Source organism: Sphingomonas sp. AOB5 (assembly GCF_029433115.1).
Lineage (GTDB): Bacteria > Pseudomonadota > Alphaproteobacteria > Sphingomonadales > Sphingomonadaceae > Sphingomonas.
The window spans coordinates 1-20,709 of sequence record NZ_JARNTV010000060.1 but is presented as its reverse complement, the minus strand read 5'-3'; the positions used below and the strand labels follow the sequence as shown (position 1 = coordinate 20,709).

Genomic DNA, 20,709 nt, shown 5'->3' with positions numbered 1-20,709 from the left:
CGCCCGAGCCGAAGGCCGCGCCGGTCCCGGTGCCCGCACGGCTGCCAGTGCCCGACGGCGCCGAGCAATCGACCCAGGCGGCGTTCGGCCGCATCCTGCTCGATCTCGCCAAGTCGGGCGAGCCACTGGGCGACCGCATCGTCACCACTGCGCCCGACGTCACCCAGACCACCAATCTCGGCGCCTTCGTCAATCAGCGCGGACTGTTCCGGCGGCAGGAATTGAAGGACGTGTTCGCCGGCGCCAAGATCCCCTCGGCCCAGAAATGGTCGGGCAGCGGGGCCGGCCAGCATCTCGAACTGGGCATCGCGGAGAACAACTTCTTCATCGCGCTGGCCTCGCTCGGTCTCGCCGCGCCGCATTTCGGCACGCGGCTGATCCCGGTCGGCACGGTCTACGACCCCTTCGTCGCGCGCGGCCTCGATGCGCTCAACTATGCCTGTTATCAGGACGCCCGCTTCCTGCTGGTCGGCACACCGTCGGGCCTGACGCTGGCGGCCGAAGGCGGCGCGCACCAGTCGATCAACACCCCGCTGATCGGCATGGGCCAGCCCGGCCTCACCTATTTCGAACCGGCCTGGGCCGACGAGCTGACGCTGATGATGCGCCACGCCTTCGAACATATTCAGGCCGAGGATGGCGGCGCGGTCTATCTGCGGCTGAGCACCCGATCGATCCCGCAGATCGCGCGTGAGGACGATGCGTGGGAAGCCGATGCGCTGAAGGGCGGCTATTGGCTCCGCCGTCCCGCCCCCGGCGCCGAAGCGGCGATCGTCTTCACCGGCGCGGTGGCGCCCGAAGTGCTGGCGGCATGGGAAAGCCTGATCGACGACCTGCCCGGCCTCGGCCTGCTCAACGTCACCTCGCCCGACCTGCTCCATCGCGGCTGGTCCGCGCGGCGTGCCGAGCGCTGGAACGGCGCCGCACGGCAAATCTCGCATGCCGAGACCCTGCTCTCCGCGCTCGCCCCCGGCGCGGGCCTCGTCACCATCCTCGACGGATCGCCAGCGGCACTTTCCTGGCTGGGCGGCGTGCGCGGCATGCGGGTCAGCCCGCTCGGCATCGACCGGTTCGGCCAGACCGGCGACCTGCCCGATCTCTACCGCACCTACCGGCTCGACAGCGAAGCGATTATCGACGCGGCGGCGGAGCTGTTCCTGGGATAAGACCGCCTAATGCGTATCGACATCCAGCATCGCGATGAGAAATCCTCCCCGGAGGGGGAGGGGGACCGCGAAGCGGTGGAGGGGGCTTGCCCCAAGCGATATCGCCTGTGGTGTTCCCCCTCCGTCAGCCTGCGGCTGCCACCTCCCCCTCCGGGGGAGGAGTGGTTGAATGTCGATACAGCCTAATGCGTCTTGCGTGACCGCCGATAATCCTCGGGCACGATGCCGTAGCGCCGGAACTTGTCGTACAGCGTCTTGCGCGGCGTCTGCAGCAGCGCCATCGCCCGGGTGACGCTGCCGCCAGCGCGGGTCATCGTCTCGCGGATCAGCGACTCCTCATAGCGGCCGACGCTTTCGGTCAGTGCCATCGCGCCCTCCTCCGGCGCCGCATCGGGCTGTTCGGACAGGCCGAGCGCCGCCGAGAAAGCGAAGTTGCGCAGCTCGCGGACATTGCCCGGCCAGTCATGTTCGAGCAGGCGGCGGCGGATCGCATCGGTCATGCGGAACTCGCCCTGCGCGGTCTGGTCGGCAGCCTCGGCGGTGAAATGCGCGAACAGCTGCGGGATATCGCCGCGCCGCTCGCGCAGCGGCGGAATGTTCAGCCGCACCACGTTCAGCCGGAAATACAGGTCGCTGCGGAAGCTCCCCTCGGCCACCATCTCGGCAAGGTCGCGCTTGGTCGCCGCGATTACGCGCAGGTCGAGCGAGACCGGGCGGTCGCTACCCAGCGGCTGCACTTCACGCTCCTCCAGCACCCGCAGCAGCCGCGCCTGAAGCGCGATCGGCATGCCGTCGATCTCGTCGAGGAACAGGGTGCCGCGGCTGCTCGCCTCGATCCGGCCGGTCCGCGCGAAACGGGCATTGGGCACCGCATCGGCGGCATGGCCGAACAGCTCGATCTCGGCAAAGGCCTCGGGCAGCGCGGCGCAATTGACCGCCACGAACGGCCGCGGCGCGCGCGGCGACTGGCGGTGGAGCATCGCCGCGACCAGCTCCTTGCCGGTGCCGGTCTCACCTTCCAGCAACACGTCGATCTCGGCGCGCGCCACCTGTGCGATGCTCTCGCGCAGCCGCACCATCGCCGCGCTGTCGCCGATCAGCGGGCTGTCGACTTCGACCGCGGCGGCACGCAGCCGGCGATTGTCGAGCACCAGCCGCCGCGTCTCCAGCGCCCGCCGCACCGCCGCGATCAGGTGATCCGCCGCAAACGGCTTGGGCAGGAAATCGAACGCGCCGTCGCGCAGCGCCGAGACTGCCATCGCGACATCGGCATGGCCGGTGATCAGGATCACCGGGATCTCCGGATCGATCCCCGCGACGCGCGCGAACAGCTGCAGCCCGTCGATCCGCGGCATGCGGATATCGCTGACCAGCACCCCTTCGAACCCGGCATCGATCTCGTTCAGCGCGCTTTGCGCATCGGCAAAGGCGCGCACCTCGATCCCCGCCAGTTCGAGCGACTGGCTGTTGGCGGTGCGCAGTTCGGCATCGTCGTCGACGAAGAACACCGTCTGCCGCGTGACGAAGCCGGTCATGCGCGGCGCAACTCGATGCGGAACGCCGCACCGCCCTTGCTAGGTTCGATCAGACGCAGCTCGCCGCCGAATTCGCGCGCGATGTTGCGGGCGATCGCCAGCCCCAGCCCCAGCCCCTGCTCGCGCCCGGTGACGAACGGCGTGAACAGATTCTCGGCCAGTTCGTCCGACACGCCCGGCCCATTGTCGATCACGTCGATCCACACCGTCTCGGCGCTGGCCTGAACCGCGATATCGATCCGCGGCGCCTCGCGTCCGCCCAGCGCGTCGAGCGCGTTCTGGATCAGGTTGATCAATATCTGTTCGAGCCGCACCCGGTCGGCGATCACCTTCACCCCGTCGCTGGCGCCGGCCCGCTCCAGCTTCACGCCGGCGCTGCGGATGCTGTCCCCGATCAGCAGCAGTGCGGCGTCGATCGCCTGCGCCACTTCCACCGGCCCGATGCTGGGCGTGCGCCGCCGCGCGAAATTGCGCAGCTCGCCGGTGATCGTGCCGATCCGCCGGGTCAGCTCGACGATGCGCTCCAGATTGCCGCGCGCCTTGTCCGGGCTTTCGCGTTCGAGGAAGCGCTGGGCATTCTCGGCATAGGTGCGGATCGCGGCGACCGGCTGGTTGATCTCATGCGCCACGCCAGCGGTGATCTGGCCGAGCGACCCGAGCCGGCTGGCCTGCGCCAGTTCCTCGCGCGCCTGGCGGTAACGCTGGTTGGCGCGGACGCGCTCGGCGCTTTCGGCGACCAGTAGCTCGTTCGACTCGCGCAGTTCGGCGGTGCGCGCCGCCACTTCGGATTCGAGGTGCCGCCGCGCATTTTCCTGCAGCAACTGCCGCTCGCGCTGGCGCAGCAGCCCCGCAATCACCAGCGCGACCAGCCCCAGCACCGCCAAAGTGATCGTCCGCGCCGTTCCGCTCGCGCTCGCCAGCGCCGGGCGCAGCGGATAGAGGGTGGTCAGCTTCGCGCCATCGAGCGGCAGCGCGGCTTCGGCCCGGCGATAGCCGCCGTCGCGCGTCACGCCCGGCGGATGGATCGCCCCGCCTTCTTCGGCCAGCGCTAGTGGCGGCAGCGGCAGTTCACCGAACTGGCGGGTGGCGCGGATCGCTTCGCGCGCGGCCCGATTCAACGGGCGCAGCGTCTGGAAGCGCCATGCGGGGCGGCTGGTGATGATCACCACGCCGTGCCGGTCGGTCACGAGAGTCTCGCCGGGCTGGCGGCCCCATTCCTCCTGCAGCCGCTCGAACTCGATCTTGACCACGATCACGCCCAGCGGCCGATCGGCACTACCGATCCGCCGCGCGATATAGAGACCCGGCCGGCCGCTGACCGTGCCCAGCGCGAACAGCTCGGCCACACCCGCCTGCATCGCGCCGCGGAAATAGGGGCGGAAGCCATAGTCCTGCCCGACAAAGCTGGTCGGCAGGCGATAATTGCTCGACGCGACGGTGCGCCCGTCGGCGGCGATGACGTAGATCACCGCGGCATCGGTACGCTGCGCCAGCAGCTCCAGCTTCGGATTGATCCGCGCCGCCGCGGCGAAATCGCCTGCGTCCAGCATCGCGCGAACATCGGGATATTCGCTCAGCACCAGCGGCAGCAGGCGGAACTTCTGCAGCTCGCTCGCCAGCAGCCCGCTGTTCGAACGTGCCAGCTGCGCCGCCGCCGCATCGGTCGCGGTGCGCGCCTGCGCATCGGTCCAGCGCACCGCCGCCACACCGGTGGCCAGCACCAGTGCAAGGCCAAGGCTGATCGTCAGCACCAGCTGACGGTCCAGCGCGCGCAGGCGTCGAATCAGATCGGCGATCATCTGTGTGGATTACCACACATTTTGATCGGGTTATGAGCGAATATCGGCACAGTCAGGCGCGCTCCGGCCGCCTGTGAACCAACACTATATCCTTTGATTTCATAAACTTGGCCATCCTCTCCGCCCGCTTTGGACTGGGCCGCAGCGTGGTGCGAAAACCGCGCCGCCGCAAGTGTTCCGCGGCCAAGGCGCCCGCAATCGAGGCGCCACGTCATTTCGGAAGGGTGAGGATGAGTTCGATCGCCATCGACTATGCGAAGCCGGGCGCCGAGCCGCGCAAGGGCATTTTCGGCCATCTCTACTTCTGGGTGCTGCTCGCCATCGTGGGGGGGGCTGCTCTTGGCCATTTCTTCCCCGGCGTCGGCGAAAGCATGAAGCCGCTGGGCGACGCCTTCATCAAGCTGGTGAAGATGATCATCGCACCGGTGATCTTCCTGACCCTCGTCACCGGCATCGCCGGCATGACCGAGCTGCGTTCGGTCGGCCGCGTCGCGGGCAAGGCCTTCGCCTATTTCCTGTTCTTCTCCACGCTGGCGCTGGTGGTCGGCCTGATCGTCGCCAACACCGTCCAGCCGGGCGCGGGCATGAACATCGATCCCGCCACGCTCGATACCGGCGCGGTGAATACCTATGTCGAAAAGGCGCGCCACAGCAGCATCGTTGATTTCCTGATGGCGATGATCCCGACCACGCTGGTTTCCGCGCTCGCCGGTGAATCCCTGCTTCAGGTGCTGCTGGTCTCGATTCTGTTCGGCATCGCCCTGTCGATGGTCGGCGAGCCTGCCGCGCCGGTGCGCGACCTGTTCGAGCGGGTCGGGCTGGTGGTGTTCAAGCTGGTCGGCATCCTGATGTGGGCAGCCCCGGTCGGGGCGTTCGGCGCGATGGCCTTCACCATCGGCAAATACGGCATCGAATCGCTCGCCAATCTCGCGGGGCTGGTCGCGACCTTCTACCTCACCTCGGCGATCTTCGTGCTGGTGGTGCTGGGCGGCGTCGCGCGCCTGTCGGGCTTCTCGATCCTCAAGCTGCTGCGCTACCTCAAGGCCGAGCTGCTGCTGGTACTGGGCACCTCGTCGTCGGAAAGCGCGCTGCCGAGCCTGATGGACAAGATGGAGCGCGCCGGCTGCCAGAAGTCGGTGGTCGGTCTGGTCGTGCCGACCGGCTATTCGTTCAACCTCGACGGCACCAATATCTACATGACGCTGGCCGCCCTGTTCATCGCCCAGGCGTGCAATGTCGATCTGTCGCTGGGCGACCAGATCGCGCTGCTGGCGATCGCGATGATCTCGTCCAAGGGCGCGGCGGGGGTCACCGGCGCGGGCTTCATCACGCTCGCCGCCACCCTCTCGATCGTGCCCTCGGTGCCGGTCGCGGGCATGGCGCTGATCCTCGGCGTGGACCGCTTCATGAGCGAGTGCCGCAGCCTCACCAACTTCATCGGCAATGCGGTCGCCACCATCGTCGTCGCCCGCTGGGACAATGCGCTGGACCGCGACGCGCTGAACCGCGCGCTGAACGGCCGGCCCGACGACGCACCGGCCCGCATCGCCGCCGAAGCCGATACCGACTGACACAAGCAAATCAGATAAGAAAAATGGGGAGAAGAGAAATGACCAAGCGAGTTCGCCACACCGCGCTGTTTGCCGGCGCCGCACTGGCCGCGCTGATCACCGCGCAGTCCGCCTATGCACAGGACGCCACGCCCGCCACCGAGCTGCCCGCCGATCCGGAAGCCGAGGCGCCGCAATCGACCGATATCGTCGTCGTCGGATCGCAGATCCGCGGCGCGAAGGTGAACACCGCGCTGCCGGTGACGGTAGTGGATTCGAGCCAGATCGACGCCACCGGCGCCGTCTCGGGCGACGACCTGATCCGCTCGATCCCGCAGGCGGGCGACATCACCTTCAACGAATCGAACAATGCGCAGACCAGCAACGCGGCGCGCGGCGACGTCAATTCGATCAACCTGCGCAATCTGGGCGTCGGCAACACTCTGGTGCTGCTCAACGGCCGCCGCCTCGTCCAGCACCCGACCAGCCAGGCCGGCGACGGCAACGTGCCGGTGCTCGGCTACAACTCGAACGCGCTGCCGGTGGGCGGTCTCGACCGGCTCGAGATTCTGCGCGACGGCGCCGCTGCCATCTATGGCGCCGATGCGGTCGCGGGCGTGGTCAACACCGTCACCCGCACCAATTTCTCGGGCGCGCAGTTCGACTTCCGCTACGGCTATGCCGAGGGCACGCACCGCAAGGAATATCAGGGCACCGCGACCTTCGGCTTCAACAGCAAGGACGGCCGCGGCAACGTCACCCTCTATCTCGACTACACCAATCGCAGCGCACAGCTCGCGAGCGACCAGCCCTACACCGCGACCGACAATCTGATGTCGCTGTTCGACGGCGATCCGGCCTTTGCGGGCAACCTCACCGCCGATGGCCGCGCCACCCAGTCGCCCTGGGCCAACCTCGCCGTCGTCGGCGGACCCGGCACCATCCGCCGCAGCCCGGGCAACCAGGCGCTGACCTCGTCGGCAGGCGCCTTCCACACCCAGTCGGCGCTCAATCCGGGTTGCCTCGTCACGATCGACGCCAACACCTGCTACGGCAGCGGCACCCGCGCCACCGCGACGACGCTGCGTTCGGAGCGGTTCGACACCCGCATCGGCACCACCGTCACCCCGCGGGTCGAGCGCTACAACAGCTTCCTGTCGGCCCATTACGATGTGACCGACAGCGTGACGCTCTACACCGAGCTCGCCTACTACAACGCCAACACCCAGCGCATTCAGCCGCCGACGATCAACCTCAACGCGATCGTGATCCCCGCGTCGAACTATTGGAACCCGTTCGGCCCGGTCACCTTCGCCAACGGCCAGGCCAACCCGAACCGCATCGCGAACCTCACCAATGTGCCCGCCGCCGGTCTGCCGGTGCGCCTTTCCACCTATCGCTTCCTCGATGCCGGCATGCAGACGGTGGACGTCAACAACTGGCAGTCGCGCATCCTGTTCGGTGCCCGCGGCCAGCTGGGCAAGTTCGATTTCGACACGGGCTTCCTCTATTCCGAAGCCTCGGCAACCGACACGTCGAACGCGATCGACATGACCAAGCTGCAGGCCAATCTCGCGCTGTCGACGCCTGCCGCCTATAACCCGTTCAGCGGCGGCTGCTCGGCCACGCCCAGCGTCGGCGATTGCTCGCCCGCATCGCAGGCAACGATCGACGCGATCAGCTTCGATCTGGTCCGCCGCTCGCGCACCCGCCTGTGGCTCGGCGATTTCAAGCTTTCCAGCCCCGACCTGTTCCAGCTGCCCGGCGGCGGGCTGGGTATCGCGATGGGCGTCGAGGTCCGCGGCGAAAGCCAGCGCGACGATCGCGATGCTAACCTCAACGGCACCCGTACCTTCACCGACATGGTGACCGGCGAGACCAACCTGTCCAACGTCGCCGCGGTCAGCCCCACGCCCAGCACCAAGGGCAGCCGCACCATCTACTCCGCCTTCGCCGAACTGGCCGTGCCGGTCGTCTCACCCGAGATGAACGTGCCTTTGGTCCACCGGCTCGATCTGCAACTGGCCGGCCGCTACGAATATTATAGCGACTTCGGATCGGTGGCGAAGCCGAAGGTCGCCGCCGCCTGGGACATCGTCGATGGCCTGCGCATCCGCGGCTCCTGGTCGATGGGCTTCCGCGCGCCGAACCTCGAACAGACCAAGACGGTGCAATATTCGCGGCTCGGTTCGAACACAGACTATTATCGCTGCGAAGCCGATCTGCGCGCCGGACGCATCGCCAATTTCAGCGCCTGCGCCCGCGGCATCAGCTATTCGATCTTCATCAGCGGCAACCCCGACCTGAAGCCCGAGACCAGCACCAACTGGAGCGCGGGCGTGGTGCTCGAGCCCAAGTTCATCCCCGCCAGCGCCGGCCGCCTGACGCTGACCGCGGACTATTGGTCGATCAATCAGGTCGGCATCGTCGGCCAGTTCGGTCCGCAGAACGCGCTGGTGCTCGATTACCTCCTGCGCCTGCAGGGATCGAGCAATCCCAACGTGATCCGCGCCGCGGCGACCGCCGACGATACCCCGGTCTTCACCGGCACCGGACTGGCGACTGCGGGTGCGGTGACCCAGATCCGCGATCAGTTCACCAATTTGCTGCCGCAGACGGTTCAGGGCATCGATCTGGCTTTGCTCTATAACGTCCGCACCGATTTCGGCCGGTTCAACCTGGCGCTGAACGCCGCGCGGCTGACCAAATTCTCGCGCGATACCCCGCCGGCGGTACAGGCGCTGTTCGATGCGCGTGCAGCGAATTCGATCAACGCCGCCACCCCGCTGACCGACTCCAGCGATCTGCTCGAGCAGCGCGGCCGTCCGAAATGGCGCCTGTCGGGCTCGCTCACCTGGTCGCTCGACGGGTTCACCATCGGCGCCTTCGCCAACTATATCGGCAAGGTCTACGACACCAACTTCCTCGACACGAACGGCAACCCCTACGAGCTGGACGGCCAGACCACGGTCAATCTCTATGTCCAGTATCGCGTGAAGGGCGGCGTCCTCGACGACACCCGCTTCCGCGTCGGCGCGCGCAACATCTTCGACGTTCAGCCGCCGATCACCGCGGATGGCTATCTCGGGTCGCTCTACGTGCCCTATGGCCGATATGTGTACTTCACCGTCAGCAAGAGGTTCTGACACGATGCGCCGGCTCGCTGCCCTGCTGATCGCCCTGGTCTTCGTCGCGGTTCCGGCCGCGGCGAAGGACCTGCCCCCGCCCGCCGAGACGATCGACCTCTGGTCGGGTTCGCCCCCGCCGGGCAGCGGCAAGCCCGCGGGCCCCGAAAAGATCGGCAAGGAAGGGGCGGCGACCGGCGCCTATTGGAACATCACCCAGCCACGCATGGAGATTTACCGGCCTGCCAATCCCAATGGCGCGGCGGTGCTGGTGATCGGCGGCGGCGGCTATTTCCGCATCCAGATCGGCAGCGCGGCCAAGCCGATCGCCGAGCGGCTGATGCGTCGCGGGATCACCGCCATCGTCCTTTACTACCGCCTGCCCGGCGATGGCTGGAACGACGATGCGCCGTTCCAGGACGGCCAGCGCGCAATGCGGATGCTGCGCTATGGCGCGACGCGTTTCGGGATAGATCCTGCCCGGCTGGGCGTGATCGGCTTCTCGGCAGGCGGTCATCTCGCCGGCATGCTGGCGACGCGCGGCGGGCATGATTTCTATCCGAAGCGCGACGCGATCGACGCCCAGAGCGCAATCCCCGCCTTTGCCGGCATGATCTATCCGGTCGTGTCGCTGCGCGCGCCGATCGACACCACCCGCACCTTCAAGGAACTGTCGGGCCTGCCCGATTTCGTGAACGCCTTCTCGGTCGAGGCGCAGGTGGGTCCGGCCACCCCGCCGGTGTTCCTCGCCCATGCCGCCGACGATCCCATCGCCGATGTCGAACACAGCCTGCGCATGTTCGCGGCGATGCGCGCCGCCAGGCGTCCGGTGGAAATGCACATCTTCGAGACCGGCGGCCACAGCTTCGGCGTGGGCAAGCCCGGCACGTTGGTCGCGGCATGGCCAAGGCTGTTCCTGACCTGGCTGGAAGCGCAGGGCGTGATCAAGCGCGAGGAGAAGGACTAGAGCTGTGCTCCGGCGAAGGCCGGAGCCCTGGCAATCAGCGGATCGCCCTGCGACCAACGCTCCGGCCTTCGCCGGAGCACAGCGATGCTGCAACGGGACATGCCCCAGCCTTCGCTGAAGGGCCACCTGCCCCAAGCGGACAGCCTTGCAATGTTGGATTCCCTCCTCTGAAATCGGCGCGCCGGATCACCACCCGGCCGCTCTTTGACATGCCGGCACAACGGCAGTGAATTTCTTCGACAGGGTAAGTGGCCGCACCGCTGCAACGCCTGGCGAAATCGCTTGAGCAGTGTGACTCTTGTGACTCTTCGCGGCGAACCTAACCCCGACAGGGTAAACGCCGGACGCACGAAGATGCGCCCGGCCGGGGGACCGGGCGCATCGCCATGTTCCGGATGGACCGGATCAGTTGTGCGTCATCGTCGAGTCTTCGCGCGGGAACGACCCATCGGACTTGCCGCCGTTCGCGGCATTGCCCGTGTTCGAGTTGCCCGAGCTGGACGACTGCTTCTTCGCGGTGTCCTTCACCTCACCCTTGCCCATGGCCGAGACGAGCACGTCGCCCGACGCGTTGCCGGTGAAATTGGACGCCGGCAGCGTCGCGATCCGGTCGCCGACCTGCATGCGGACCTGTTCGATCCGGCCGCGGGCATTGGTGGTGACGCTCTGGACGGTGCCGATCACCCGGCCGCGCGTGTCGGTGATATCCATGCCGGGCGCCACGTCGAAGCTGCCCGCGCCGCTCGCCGCTGCCGTCCCGGCCAGTGCCAGGTTGTTCAGCGATCCGCTGCCGTTTGCCGAACCCGAACCGCTGGCCGAGCCCGAAGCCGAGTTGGCGATGTTGCTGACGCGGCCGGTGGCGTTGCCCGCCAGATTGCCGGCGCGGTCACGGGCATTGCCCACGGTGCCGCGGGTGCGGTCGACCGCATTGGTGCCGGTCTGGCGAACCGTGCCGACGGTCGAGCGGACATCGTCGGTGCCGATCAGATCGGCCGATGCGCTGCCATTGGCCGAGGCATTGCCGTTGGCGTTGCCCGAGAGATTGGTCGGACGGCCCAGCGCGCGGGTGCTGTTGTCCAGCGTCGAGGTGGCCGTGGTCGTCGTGTCGGCATCGGCGCTGGCCTTGCCCTTCTTGCGGTCGACGCGCGGCGTGGCGCGGGTGGTGTTGGTGATGTCGCCGGTGGTGCGGGTGGTGCTGCGAACCGTATCGAGCGTGCCGGTGGTGCGGCCGCCGATGGTGCTGCCCAGACCGCCCATGCCGCCGCCGAGCGAACCGCCCAGACCGCCACCCAGGCCGCCACCGCCGCCCAGGATCTGCGCCGAGGCCGGAGCCGAAGCGAAAGCGATCGCGGCGACCGTTGCGAAAAGAAGAGTCTTCATGGGTTTATCCCTTTCCCGATTTGTCCGCGCTCCGGTTTCGGTGCGCTCAATTCGAGAACGGGGGCCGATGCGGATTTAATCCCGGCCGCTGCGATTTTTTTGGAAAATTATTTTCGCGGGGTGCGGCAGGTGCCGCAGACCAGGCCGCGGCCAAAGGATTTGTCGGGCCCGCGCGGCCCCAGATCCTGCGCCTCGCCATCCAGCTGGCGGATCGCCGGGCCATAGCGGCCAAGATCGGTGCTGCCATAGATGACCGCCAGCCGTGCCGCGACCAGCGGCGCCGCAAAGCTGGTCCCGCGCACCGAAACGGTCCGCCCGTTGATATCGAGCGTCACCATGTCCGCGCCCGGCGCGGCATAATCGAGATGATTGGCCCGCCCCGCCTCGATCAGCGCACGGTTGCGCCCGTCGACCCCGGTGACCGCGATCACCCCGGGATAGGATGCCGGAAAGGCAGGCGGCGCGGCCGGACCGTCATTGCCCACCGCCGCGACCACGATCACGCCCTTGGCCTGCGCCGCCGCAATGGTGCGCGCGAGCAGCGGGTTGAATGGACCGACCAGGCTGATCGTCACCACCGGTATATATTGCGAGACCATCCAGCCGAGTGCGCGGGCGATGGCCGTCGCGTTGCCGCCCGCCGGATCGCGGCCATAGACATCGGCCACGAACAGGCTTGCCGAGGGTGCCGCGCCGCGAACGCCCCCGCCGCCCGAGATCAGCACGGCGATGCCGGTCGCATGATCGTTCGGCACCGACCCGCCGGTCGCAAAGCCATGCTGGACGATGCGGGCATTGACCAGCCGGGCGTTCACCCCGCCATCGATGATGCCGACCCGCGCCTCGCCCGCCGCTGGAGCCGGAAGCGGACGCAGCAGCTGGGGGACACTCGCCTCCGCCGTGCCGCTGCCGAAGTGAAGCGGATCGGCCGACACCTCGACGCCGGGCGCTGCCTTTCGCATCTCCCGCAGCGCGCGGTCGACCGACATGCCGCGCGGCGCGGCGAAGCGGGCAAAGCCGATATCGACGCCCTCGACGCTCGAGCGCTCGATCAGCCGGAAGCCCGCCCGCGTCGCCGCGGCAATGGATGCATCGTCGGGAGCGGTCATCACCACTTCGCCCGCGCGCACCGGGTTGCCGGTCCGGTCGATCTCGATCCGGTCCGGATTGCGCCGGGCAATGTTGCGCAGCCGGGCAATCCGGTCCCGCGCAAGGCCGCTGACGTCCTGCACCACGCGATCGGTCAGCGGGAGCGAAGGCACGCCGATACGCGGCACCCCCAGGCCATCCGGCACCGAAGGCAGCGGCACCACCTGCGCCGCCGCCGCAAGCGGGGCGACCAGCGCCGCGAGCGCGATCCACCATCTCGATCTCATCTGCCGCATTCTAGACCCCATCGAAAAATCTGTCATTCATGCGGATTAAACGGGGGAGCCCGTCCGTTTCATCCATCGAAGGCAGAGATCGAGACCAAGGGAGAACCGGACAAGGTGGCGTTCGAGGACGAGATGCTGGCACTGTTGCCGCGATTGCGGCGGTTCGCCCATGCGCTCGCCCGGAACGCGGCCGATGCCGACGATCTGTGCCAGGCGGCCATCGAACGCGCGCTCAAGGCGCGCGATCAGTGGCAGCCGGGAACGCGACTGGATAGCTGGATATACCGGATCATGAGGAACCACTGGATCGATACCGCTAGGGCGCGGACGCGGCACGGCGAGACCTTCGTCGATGCTGAGCTGGGCGAGGGCATCGGCGATCGCGGCGACGCGGCGATCGAAGCCAATGTCGAGCTGGGCAATGTCGGCCGCGCGATGGCGACCTTGCCTGCCGAACAGCGCGAAGCGGTCGCGCTCGTGCTGGTCGAGGGCTTTGCCTATAAGGAAGCCGCCGAGATCCTCGACATTCCGATGGGCACCCTTACCTCGCGGCTGGTCCGCGGGCGCGAGGCGCTGATGGCGAAGCTGGGAGAGGCGGCATGAGCATCGATTCCGAGATGCTGATGGCCTATGCCGATGGCGAGCTGGACATGATCAGCGCCAAGCGCGTGGAGAAGGCGATCGCCGCCGATCCGTCGCTCGGCGAACAGGTCGAGCAACACCGAAAGCTCCGCGCGATGCTGAAGGGCGCGTTCGACCCCGTCGAAGCGGCCCCGGTTCCGGACCGGCTGGCAGCGATGCTGAAGGAATCGGCCAAGGTCGTCCCCATCGAGACGGCGCGGAAGCCCGCAATCTCGTTCCACTGGTGGCGCAATGCCGGCGCGGTCGCAGCGGCTTTGGTGGTCGGCGTGATGGTCGGACAGTTCGCCATGCCCTCGGGCGGTAGCAGCACCCAGGCGATGGCGAGCGCGGAAGTGTCGCGCGCGTTGGACGGCCAGCTCGCCTCGACCCAGGGCGATGCGGCGGTGAAGATTCTGGTCAGCTTCCAGTCCGCCGACAAAAGCTATTGCCGCGCGTTCGATGCCGGCGCGCAGGCGGGGATCGCCTGCCGCAGCGATCAGGGCTGGGAATTGCGCCAGCTGCGCACCACCAGCGACGCGCAGAAGACCGAGTATCGTCAGGCCGGATCGAGCGAGATCCTCGCCGCCGCGCAGGAGATGATGTCGGGCGATCCGCTGGATGCCGCGGGTGAAGCGGCAGCGAAGGCGAAGGGCTGGAAGTAGCGCCGGCTCAGAAGCTGCCCGGATACAGGCCACCATCCATCAGGATGTTCTGCCCGGTCACGTAACCGGCATGCGCGCTGCACAGGAACGCGCACATCGCCCCCAGCTCGGCCGGATCGCCCACCCGGCCGGCGACCGGATTGCCGGTCAGATGCTGCGTGATCGCCTTGGAATTGCGCAGGCGATTGGTGTCGAACGGGCCGGGCAGCAGATTGTTGATCGTCACCCCGCGGCCCGAAAATTGCGGCACCAGCCCGAACACGAAGTTGGTCAGCCCCGCCCGCGTCGCGTTCGACAGCCCGATCACCGGGATCGGCACGCGCACCGCGGACGAGGTGATGTTGACGATCCGGCCGAAGCCGCGATCTCCCATCGCATCGGCAGTCAGCCGGATCAGATCGATCGCGCTCAGCATGTTCTGATCGACCGCCTCGATCCACTGCGCGCGATCCCAGTCGCGGAAATCGCCCGGCGGTGGCCCGCCCGCATTGTTGATCAGGATATCGGTCTGGCCGAACGCACCGACCAGCGCCTCGCGCACCGCCGGATCGGTGACGCTGCCGGCAACGGTCTTCACCTCTACGCCAGTGACCCGGATCTCCTCCGCGGCAGCCTCCAGCGCAGAGCCATCACGGCCATTGATCACCACGTTCACGCCCTCACGCGCCAGTGCCGTCGCGCACGCCTTGCCCAGCCCCTGGCTCGCCGCACAGACGATCGCGTTACGGCCGCTGATACCCAGATCCATCTTCTCTCTCCCGGCCTGCCCCGGCGCCGCGGGGTCGCTTTCGCCAATCATGCCATGCGGCGCTTCATCGCGCCACAAGCATGCTTGCATGTAAGTTGGCTTCGTATAAGATGGAGTCGCAGAAAGGCTCAACCCCTTTTCGTGTCCGCACGAACGGGAAGCGCGAGCCGGGCGGCCGAACGAGCCGCAACGAGGAGGAGAGGATCCGATGAGCGGTACCGGCGCAAATCCCGAACATGCAGCGCTGCGCGCGCGCTATCTCGCCGAGCGCGACAAGCGGCTGCGCAAGGATGGCGAGACGCAATATCGCGACGCGGCCGGCGAGTTCGAGGAGTTTGCCCGCGATCCCTATGCCGAGCCGATCGACCGTCCCGCGCGTGACGAATGGGTCGAGGTCGCGGTGATCGGCGGCGGCTTTGGCGGCCTGCTGACAGCGGCGAAGCTGCGTGACGCCGGCATCGACGATTTCCGGATTATCGAGCAGGGCGGCGATTTCGGCGGCACCTGGTACTGGAACCGCTATCCGGGCGTCCGCTGCGACATCGAATCCTATTGTTACATGCCGCTGCTCGAGGAAGTCGGCACCATGCCGAAGGAGCGCTACTCGACCGGCGCCGAGATCTTCGCGCATTGCCAGGCGATCGGCCGGCATTACCGGTTGTACGAGAATGCGCTGTTCCAGACCAAGGTGACGCGGATCGCGTGGAACGATTCCGAGGGCCGCTGGAATATCGAGACCGATCGCGGCGACACGATCCGCGCACGCTTCGTCACCGTCAGCCAGGGGCCGCTCGCCAAGGTGAAGCTGCCCGGCATTCCCGGGATCAAGGATTACAAGGGCCGCATCTTCCACAGCGCGCGCTGGGACTATGACTATACCGGCGGCGACCAGCATGGTGGACTGACCGGACTCGCCGGCAAGCGCGTCGCGGTAATCGGCACCGGCGCCACCTCGGTGCAGATCGTGCCCCGCCTCGCCGAACATGCGAAGCAACTCCACGTCTTCCAGCGAACGCCCTCCGCGATCGATGTACGCAACAATTCGGAGACCGATGCGGACTGGTACCGCGCCCAGCCCAAGGGCTGGCAGCGCGCGCGGATGGACAATTTCCTCGCCAACATCACCATGGCGCCGAACGATGGCGATGTGGTCGCCGACCAGTGGACCGATTTCTGGAAGCGCTTCGCCGCGGGCATGAAGGCGCGCAAGCCCGACGAGGATCCGCACGATGTGATGCAGGTCGTCGATTATGCCAAGATGGGCGAAATCCGCGCGCGGGTGGACGCGATCGTCACCGATCCCGCGATCGCCGAGCGGGTGAAGCCCTGGTACAATTATCTCTGCAAGCGCCCGCTCTACAGCGACGAGTTCCTTCAGGCATTCAACCGCCCCAATGTCGAACTGATCGACACCGACGGGCGCGGTATCGAGCGGATCACCGAAACCGGGCTGGTGGTCGATGGCAAGGAATATCCGGTCGACCTGATCGTGTTCGCCACCGGCTTCGACGTCGGCGCCGCAGCGCACAAGGTCGGCGGGTACGAATTGATCGGCCGCAACGGACTGACGCTCGACGCGCGCTGGGCGAAGGGCGTGCGCAGCGTCCATGGCACGCAGGTCAGCGGCTTCCCCAATTTCCACATCGTCGGCGGCACGGCGCAGGGCACCACCGCCTTCAACTTCACCCACACGCTGGCGATGCAGGCCGAGCATGCCGTGGCGCTGATCGGCGAATGCACGAAACGCGGCGTGCGCACGCTGGAAGTGACGCACGAAGCCGAGCGGAAATGGGCCGCGGAGATGGATGCGAAATATATCGACCGCACCCATTTCTACGAGGACTGCACCCCCGGCTTCCTCAACAATGAAGGCAATTTCCGCGAGAAGCCGACCTTTATCAGCGCCACCTATGGCGCCGGCCCGATCGCCTATGAAGCGGTGATCGCCGAATGGCGGCGCAGCGGCGTGGATGCCGATACGGTGGTCACCTATCGCGACGACGCAAGGGCACGCGACGCGGCTTGAACCGGCACCGCGCGCGCGGTCAGGCCAGCGGCATCACCGTCGGCAACGGTTCCGTCCGCTCGCCGCGCTGGTCACGCAGCCGGTACCGGCTCTGATAGGCACGCCGCTGCTTGGTGACCTCGTACAGCACGATGCCCGAGCTGGTGCCGAGATTGAGGCTCTCGACCATCCCGAACATCGGGATGCTGACGCACATGGTGCTGCGCGCCACGGCCAGGTCGCTGATCCCGGTAGCCTCGCTGCCGAACCACACGGCCAGCTTGGTGAAGGCGGTATAATCGCCCTCGTCCAGCAGCACGTTGCGCTTGCCCTTCACATGCGGCGACGTGACGATCGACTCGAAGTTATTCGCCTCCAGGTGATCGAAGCACGCCTCGGTGCTGTCGAACCGCTTCACGAAGGTCCATTTGACCGCCGAGACCGACCGCTTGGAAATCGCCCGGTCGCCGCGCAATTCCTGCCAGTCGTCGGGCAGCTCGCCATGGGGATCGACGATATAGACCTTCTCGACCCCCAGCGCGTTCACGTTGCGGATCACGGTTCCGATATTCTTCATGTTGCTCGGATTCTCGAGCACCGCGATCAGGTTCTTGCACCGGAACGGCTTGATCGCATCGGCGCGCTTGCGCATCGACGTCTTCGGCTGGGTCTCGTCTTCGATCATGTCCGTGCTTCCTGTTGAAGCGCCGGTCTAGCTCGCCCCGTCCAGCCCCGCCAGCACCGCGCTCGCCACACCGGCGATGTGCGCTTCCGCCACCAGCCGTGCGCGTTCGGGTTGCTGCTTGGCGATGGCGTCGATGATCTGCTCATGCTCCTGCACCGCGTCGGACATGAACGCGCCGAAGCCCGCCGAATGGGTGATGAAGAAATCGCACATGTTGAAATTGCTGCGCTGCTTCTCGTCGAGCAGGGGCGATCGCGCCATTTCGTGGATCAGATGGTGGAATTCGCGGTTCAGCGCGGCATGCGCGGTGGCGTCGCCGGTCTGGCCGATCGCGATCAGCTGCTGCTGGATGCGGAGCAGGCTGGCGAACTGCGCGTCGGTGCGGCGTACCGCGGCCAGTTCGGCCAGCAGCCCTTCCATCCGCTGAAACATCAGGAAGAAGTCGGCAATCTCCTCGCGGCCCGGATGGATCACCTGGCATCCCACCTGCGGGATGATCCGCACGAAGCCGTCGGCCGACAGCCGGTTCAGCGCCGCCATGATCGGCTGGCGACTCGCACCCGTCTCGGCCGCCAGCTCCTTCACCAGCAGCCGGTCGCCGAACTGATAGCGCGCATTGACCAGGCGATCGATCACCAGATCGTAGATGCGGTTGTTCTTGCTCAACGCGGGCAGCCTTTCCTGCATGCAACAAGCCTCCCCTACTCCCCTTGCGGGGATGATCAAGCACTTGCCTGCGCTCGCTGATCCGTTTCTGCCCTAAACCATGCCCTCTTTACAATACATGCTTGCATGCTAGTATGACTCCAACAAAGGGAGAGGATTCGCGGCATGGCATTTCTGTGGCCCGAGATCGCAGATGGCAGTGTCCGGCTCGGCTATGTCGATGCAGGCGGTATCCGCACACGCTATCTGGAGGCCGGCGACGCGTCGTCCGACGAGGCGGTGATCTTCGTCCATGGCACCGGCGGTCATCTGGAGGCCTTCACCCGCAACCTGCTGCCGCATGCCGCCGCACACCGGACCATAGCGCTCGACATGATCGGCCATGGCTTCTCGTCCAAGCCTGCGCACGATTACGAGATCCGCCATTATGTGCAGCACCTGCTCGATTTCTGCGACGCCAAGGGGATTGCCCGCGCGCATCTGCACGGCGAATCGCTCGGCGGCTGGATCGTCGCCCAGTTCGCGATTCAGCATCCCGAGCGCGTCGCGACGCTGACGCTCAACACCGCGGGCGGGCTGAACACCGATCCGGCGGTAATGGAGCGCGTCTATAACGTCACGATGAAGGCCGTCGCGGAGGCCAGCCCGGCCACGGTCCGCGCCCGCCTCGAATGGCTGATGAACGATCCGGCCCGGGTCACCGACGATCTCGTCGAACTGCGCCACCGCATCTACACCCAGCCCGGTTTCGTCGACGCGATGAAGCGCATCCTGTGCCTCCAGAACATGGAGATCCGGATGCGCAACGTGCTGACCGACGAGAGCCTGTCGCGCATCACCGCGCCCTCGCTCGTCATCTGGACCGATCACGATCCGACCGCGCCGATCGCCACCGGCGAACGCTTCGTCGCCGCGATCCCCAATGCCGAGCCGCTGGTGATCATGACCGACTGCGCGCACTGGCCGCAATGGGAGAAGGCGGAGCAATTCAATGCGCTCCACCTCGATTTCCTGGCGCGCCATACCGTTCCCGCAAGCGTCGCGGCCTGAAGCCCATGCCGCTCCGCCTCATCTGCGCCAGCCACACGCCGCTGATGGACCATGTCGACGCCGATCCGGCGGTCGATGCCGAGGTGCGCGGCCATTTCGCGGCGCTGGGCGAGGCGGTGTGCGACTATGATCCCGAACTGGTGATCCTGTTCGCGCCCGATCATTTCAAGGGCTTTTTCTACGACATGCTGCCGCCCTTCACCGTGGGCGTGCGCGCCACGGCGATCGGCGATTACGATATCGGCGGGGGCGATTTCGACGTGCCCGAGGCGTTGGCGCTCGATTGCGTGCGCGCGATCCATGGCGAGGGTGTCGACGTCGCCATGTCGTACCGGATGCAGGCCGATCACGGCTTCGCGCAGCTGCTGGTGCTGCTGGGTGGTGCTGTGAACCGCTGGCCGGTGCTGCCGATCCACATCAACTGCGCGGGGCCACCGCTGCCGGGCTTCGCGCGTGTCCGCGCGCTGGGCGAAGCGGTCGGCCGCTGGGCGGCGGGCCTGGAGAAGCGCGTGCTGATCCTTGGTTCGGGCGGGCTTTCGCACGATCCGCCCATCCCCAGCATCGCCACCGCGCCGCCGCCGGTCGCCGAGATGCTGATCGCCGGGCGCAACCCGCCGATCGAGGCGCGCCGCGCCCGCGAGGAAGCCAATTTCGCCGCCGCACGCAAGCTGGCGCAGGGGGAAGGCCATACGCTGCCGCTCAACCCCGGCTGGGACCAGGACTTCATGGAAGCGCTGGGCCGCGGCGATCTCGACTGGCTCGACGGGCTGAGCGAGAGCGAACTGACCCGCACCGCCGGATGCGGCGGGCACGAGGTGCGCAACTGGGTCGCCGCCTATGCCGCGCTGGGTGCGGCGGGACCGTACAGCTCACGCAAAATCTTCTATCACGACATTGCGGCGTGGAACGCCGGCATGGGCATCGCCACCGCGGCGCCCATCCGCGACGAAGCGCCGGCCATGGCGGATGCAACCGCCGGGCGGACACAGGAGGGGAATCGATGATCCATTCGCTGAGGCATTTCGCGCTGACCGTGCCGGACCTGACCGCGGGCGCCGACTTCTATCAGAGCTTCGGCCTGGCGATGCAGGATCGCGGCGGCGCGCTGGGGTTCCGCTGCGACGGGCGCGACCATGACGAAGTGATCCTGGTCGAGACCGGGCGCGACCGGAAATTCCACCACCTTTCCTTCGGCGCCGATGCCGCCGGGCTGGAGGCGATCCGCCAGCGGCTGGAAGCGCGCGGGATCGAGCGGCTCGATCCGCCCGCGCCCGATGCGCCGGACGGGCTGTGGTTCCGCGATGCCGACGGCAATCTCGTCAACGTGACGGTGGCCGCGAAACAGGGCCAGAGCGCCGAGCCGATCCCGAGGGT

16 protein-coding genes and 1 pseudogene are annotated in these 20,709 nt (G+C 67.1%); 10 read left to right on the top strand and 7 right to left on the bottom strand.

What is annotated here, in order from left to right; genetic code table 11:
* Positions 1-1,166: pseudogene (locus P1X14_RS18060) on the top strand (transketolase); the annotation flags it as partial.
* Positions 1,167-1,348: 182 nt separating this feature from the next.
* Here P1X14_RS18060 and P1X14_RS18055 read toward each other — a convergent pair.
* Both P1X14_RS18055 and P1X14_RS18050 read right to left on the bottom strand, forming a co-directional pair.
* Complete coding sequence (locus tag P1X14_RS18055; protein WP_277316812.1) at positions 1,349-2,701, bottom strand: sigma-54 dependent transcriptional regulator; 1,353 nt, start codon at positions 2,699-2,701, stop codon at positions 1,349-1,351.
* Positions 2,698-4,500, bottom strand: a complete 1,803-nt coding sequence (locus P1X14_RS18050; RefSeq protein WP_277316811.1) for an ATP-binding protein — start codon at positions 4,498-4,500, stop codon at positions 2,698-2,700. Before P1X14_RS18050 ends, P1X14_RS18055 begins: the two co-directional genes overlap by 4 nt.
* A 230-nt stretch (positions 4,501-4,730) precedes the next feature.
* Between P1X14_RS18050 and P1X14_RS18045 the strand changes: the two genes are divergently transcribed.
* From P1X14_RS18045 to P1X14_RS18035, 3 genes are read left to right on the top strand one after another with little or no spacing between them, the layout of a single operon-like run.
* On the top strand, positions 4,731-6,071 hold the full coding sequence (locus P1X14_RS18045) for a dicarboxylate/amino acid:cation symporter (protein WP_277316810.1): 1,341 nt from the start codon (positions 4,731-4,733) through the stop codon (positions 6,069-6,071).
* Between the two features lie 38 nt (positions 6,072-6,109).
* Positions 6,110-9,196: a TonB-dependent receptor gene (locus tag P1X14_RS18040; RefSeq protein ID WP_277316809.1), complete on the top strand. Its 3,087-nt coding sequence runs from the start codon at positions 6,110-6,112 to the stop codon at positions 9,194-9,196.
* Positions 9,197-9,200: 4 nt separating this feature from the next.
* Positions 9,201-10,142: an alpha/beta hydrolase gene (locus P1X14_RS18035; protein ID WP_277316808.1), complete on the top strand. Its 942-nt coding sequence runs from the start codon at positions 9,201-9,203 to the stop codon at positions 10,140-10,142.
* A 405-nt stretch (positions 10,143-10,547) separates the two neighbouring features.
* Here P1X14_RS18035 and P1X14_RS18030 read toward each other — a convergent pair whose 3' ends face one another.
* Both P1X14_RS18030 and P1X14_RS18025 read right to left on the bottom strand, forming a co-directional pair.
* Entirely contained in the window at positions 10,548-11,522 is a 975-nt protein-coding gene (locus P1X14_RS18030; protein WP_277316807.1) for a hypothetical protein, read from the bottom strand.
* Between the two features lie 107 nt (positions 11,523-11,629).
* Complete coding sequence (locus P1X14_RS18025) at positions 11,630-12,898, bottom strand: S8 family serine peptidase (protein WP_277316806.1); 1,269 nt, start codon at positions 12,896-12,898, stop codon at positions 11,630-11,632.
* A gap of 114 nt (positions 12,899-13,012) precedes the next feature.
* On the opposite strand from P1X14_RS18025, the gene P1X14_RS18020 reads away from it, so the two are divergent.
* Both P1X14_RS18020 and P1X14_RS18015 read left to right on the top strand, forming a co-directional pair.
* Positions 13,013-13,501: an RNA polymerase sigma factor gene (locus P1X14_RS18020; RefSeq protein WP_277316805.1), complete on the top strand. Its 489-nt coding sequence runs from the start codon at positions 13,013-13,015 to the stop codon at positions 13,499-13,501.
* Positions 13,498-14,181 (top strand): anti-sigma factor, encoded by a 684-nt coding sequence (locus tag P1X14_RS18015; RefSeq protein ID WP_277316804.1) that lies wholly within the window; start codon positions 13,498-13,500, stop codon positions 14,179-14,181. Before P1X14_RS18020 ends, P1X14_RS18015 begins: the two co-directional genes overlap by 4 nt.
* 7 nt (positions 14,182-14,188) lie before the next feature.
* Here P1X14_RS18015 and P1X14_RS18010 read toward each other — a convergent pair whose 3' ends face one another.
* Complete coding sequence (locus P1X14_RS18010; RefSeq protein WP_277316803.1) at positions 14,189-14,929, bottom strand: SDR family oxidoreductase; 741 nt, start codon at positions 14,927-14,929, stop codon at positions 14,189-14,191.
* Positions 14,930-15,137: 208 nt separating this feature from the next.
* Between P1X14_RS18010 and P1X14_RS18005 the strand changes: the two genes are divergently transcribed.
* On the top strand, positions 15,138-16,955 hold the full coding sequence (locus P1X14_RS18005; RefSeq protein WP_277316802.1) for an NAD(P)/FAD-dependent oxidoreductase: 1,818 nt from the start codon (positions 15,138-15,140) through the stop codon (positions 16,953-16,955).
* A 19-nt stretch (positions 16,956-16,974) separates the two neighbouring features.
* Here the strand turns inward: P1X14_RS18005 and P1X14_RS18000 are convergent, their stop codons facing one another.
* Both P1X14_RS18000 and P1X14_RS17995 read right to left on the bottom strand, forming a co-directional pair.
* Positions 16,975-17,619, bottom strand: coding sequence for an RNA methyltransferase (locus P1X14_RS18000; protein ID WP_277316801.1), 645 nt, complete (start codon positions 17,617-17,619; stop codon positions 16,975-16,977).
* A gap of 27 nt (positions 17,620-17,646) precedes the next feature.
* Positions 17,647-18,306 (bottom strand): GntR family transcriptional regulator, encoded by a 660-nt coding sequence (locus P1X14_RS17995; protein WP_277316800.1) that lies wholly within the window; start codon positions 18,304-18,306, stop codon positions 17,647-17,649.
* Between the two features lie 144 nt (positions 18,307-18,450).
* On the opposite strand from P1X14_RS17995, the gene P1X14_RS17990 reads away from it, so the two are divergent.
* From P1X14_RS17990 to P1X14_RS17980, 3 genes are all read left to right on the top strand, one after another.
* A complete protein-coding gene (locus tag P1X14_RS17990; protein ID WP_277316799.1) occupies positions 18,451-19,335 on the top strand; it encodes an alpha/beta fold hydrolase in 885 nt (294 codons plus the stop codon).
* A 5-nt stretch (positions 19,336-19,340) separates the two neighbouring features.
* Positions 19,341-20,339: a 3-carboxyethylcatechol 2,3-dioxygenase gene (locus P1X14_RS17985; protein ID WP_277316798.1), complete on the top strand. Its 999-nt coding sequence runs from the start codon at positions 19,341-19,343 to the stop codon at positions 20,337-20,339.
* Positions 20,336-20,709, top strand: a 374-nt coding sequence (locus P1X14_RS17980; protein WP_277316797.1) for a VOC family protein, incomplete at its 3' end; no start/stop codon positions are given. The genes P1X14_RS17985 and P1X14_RS17980, both read left to right, overlap by 4 nt.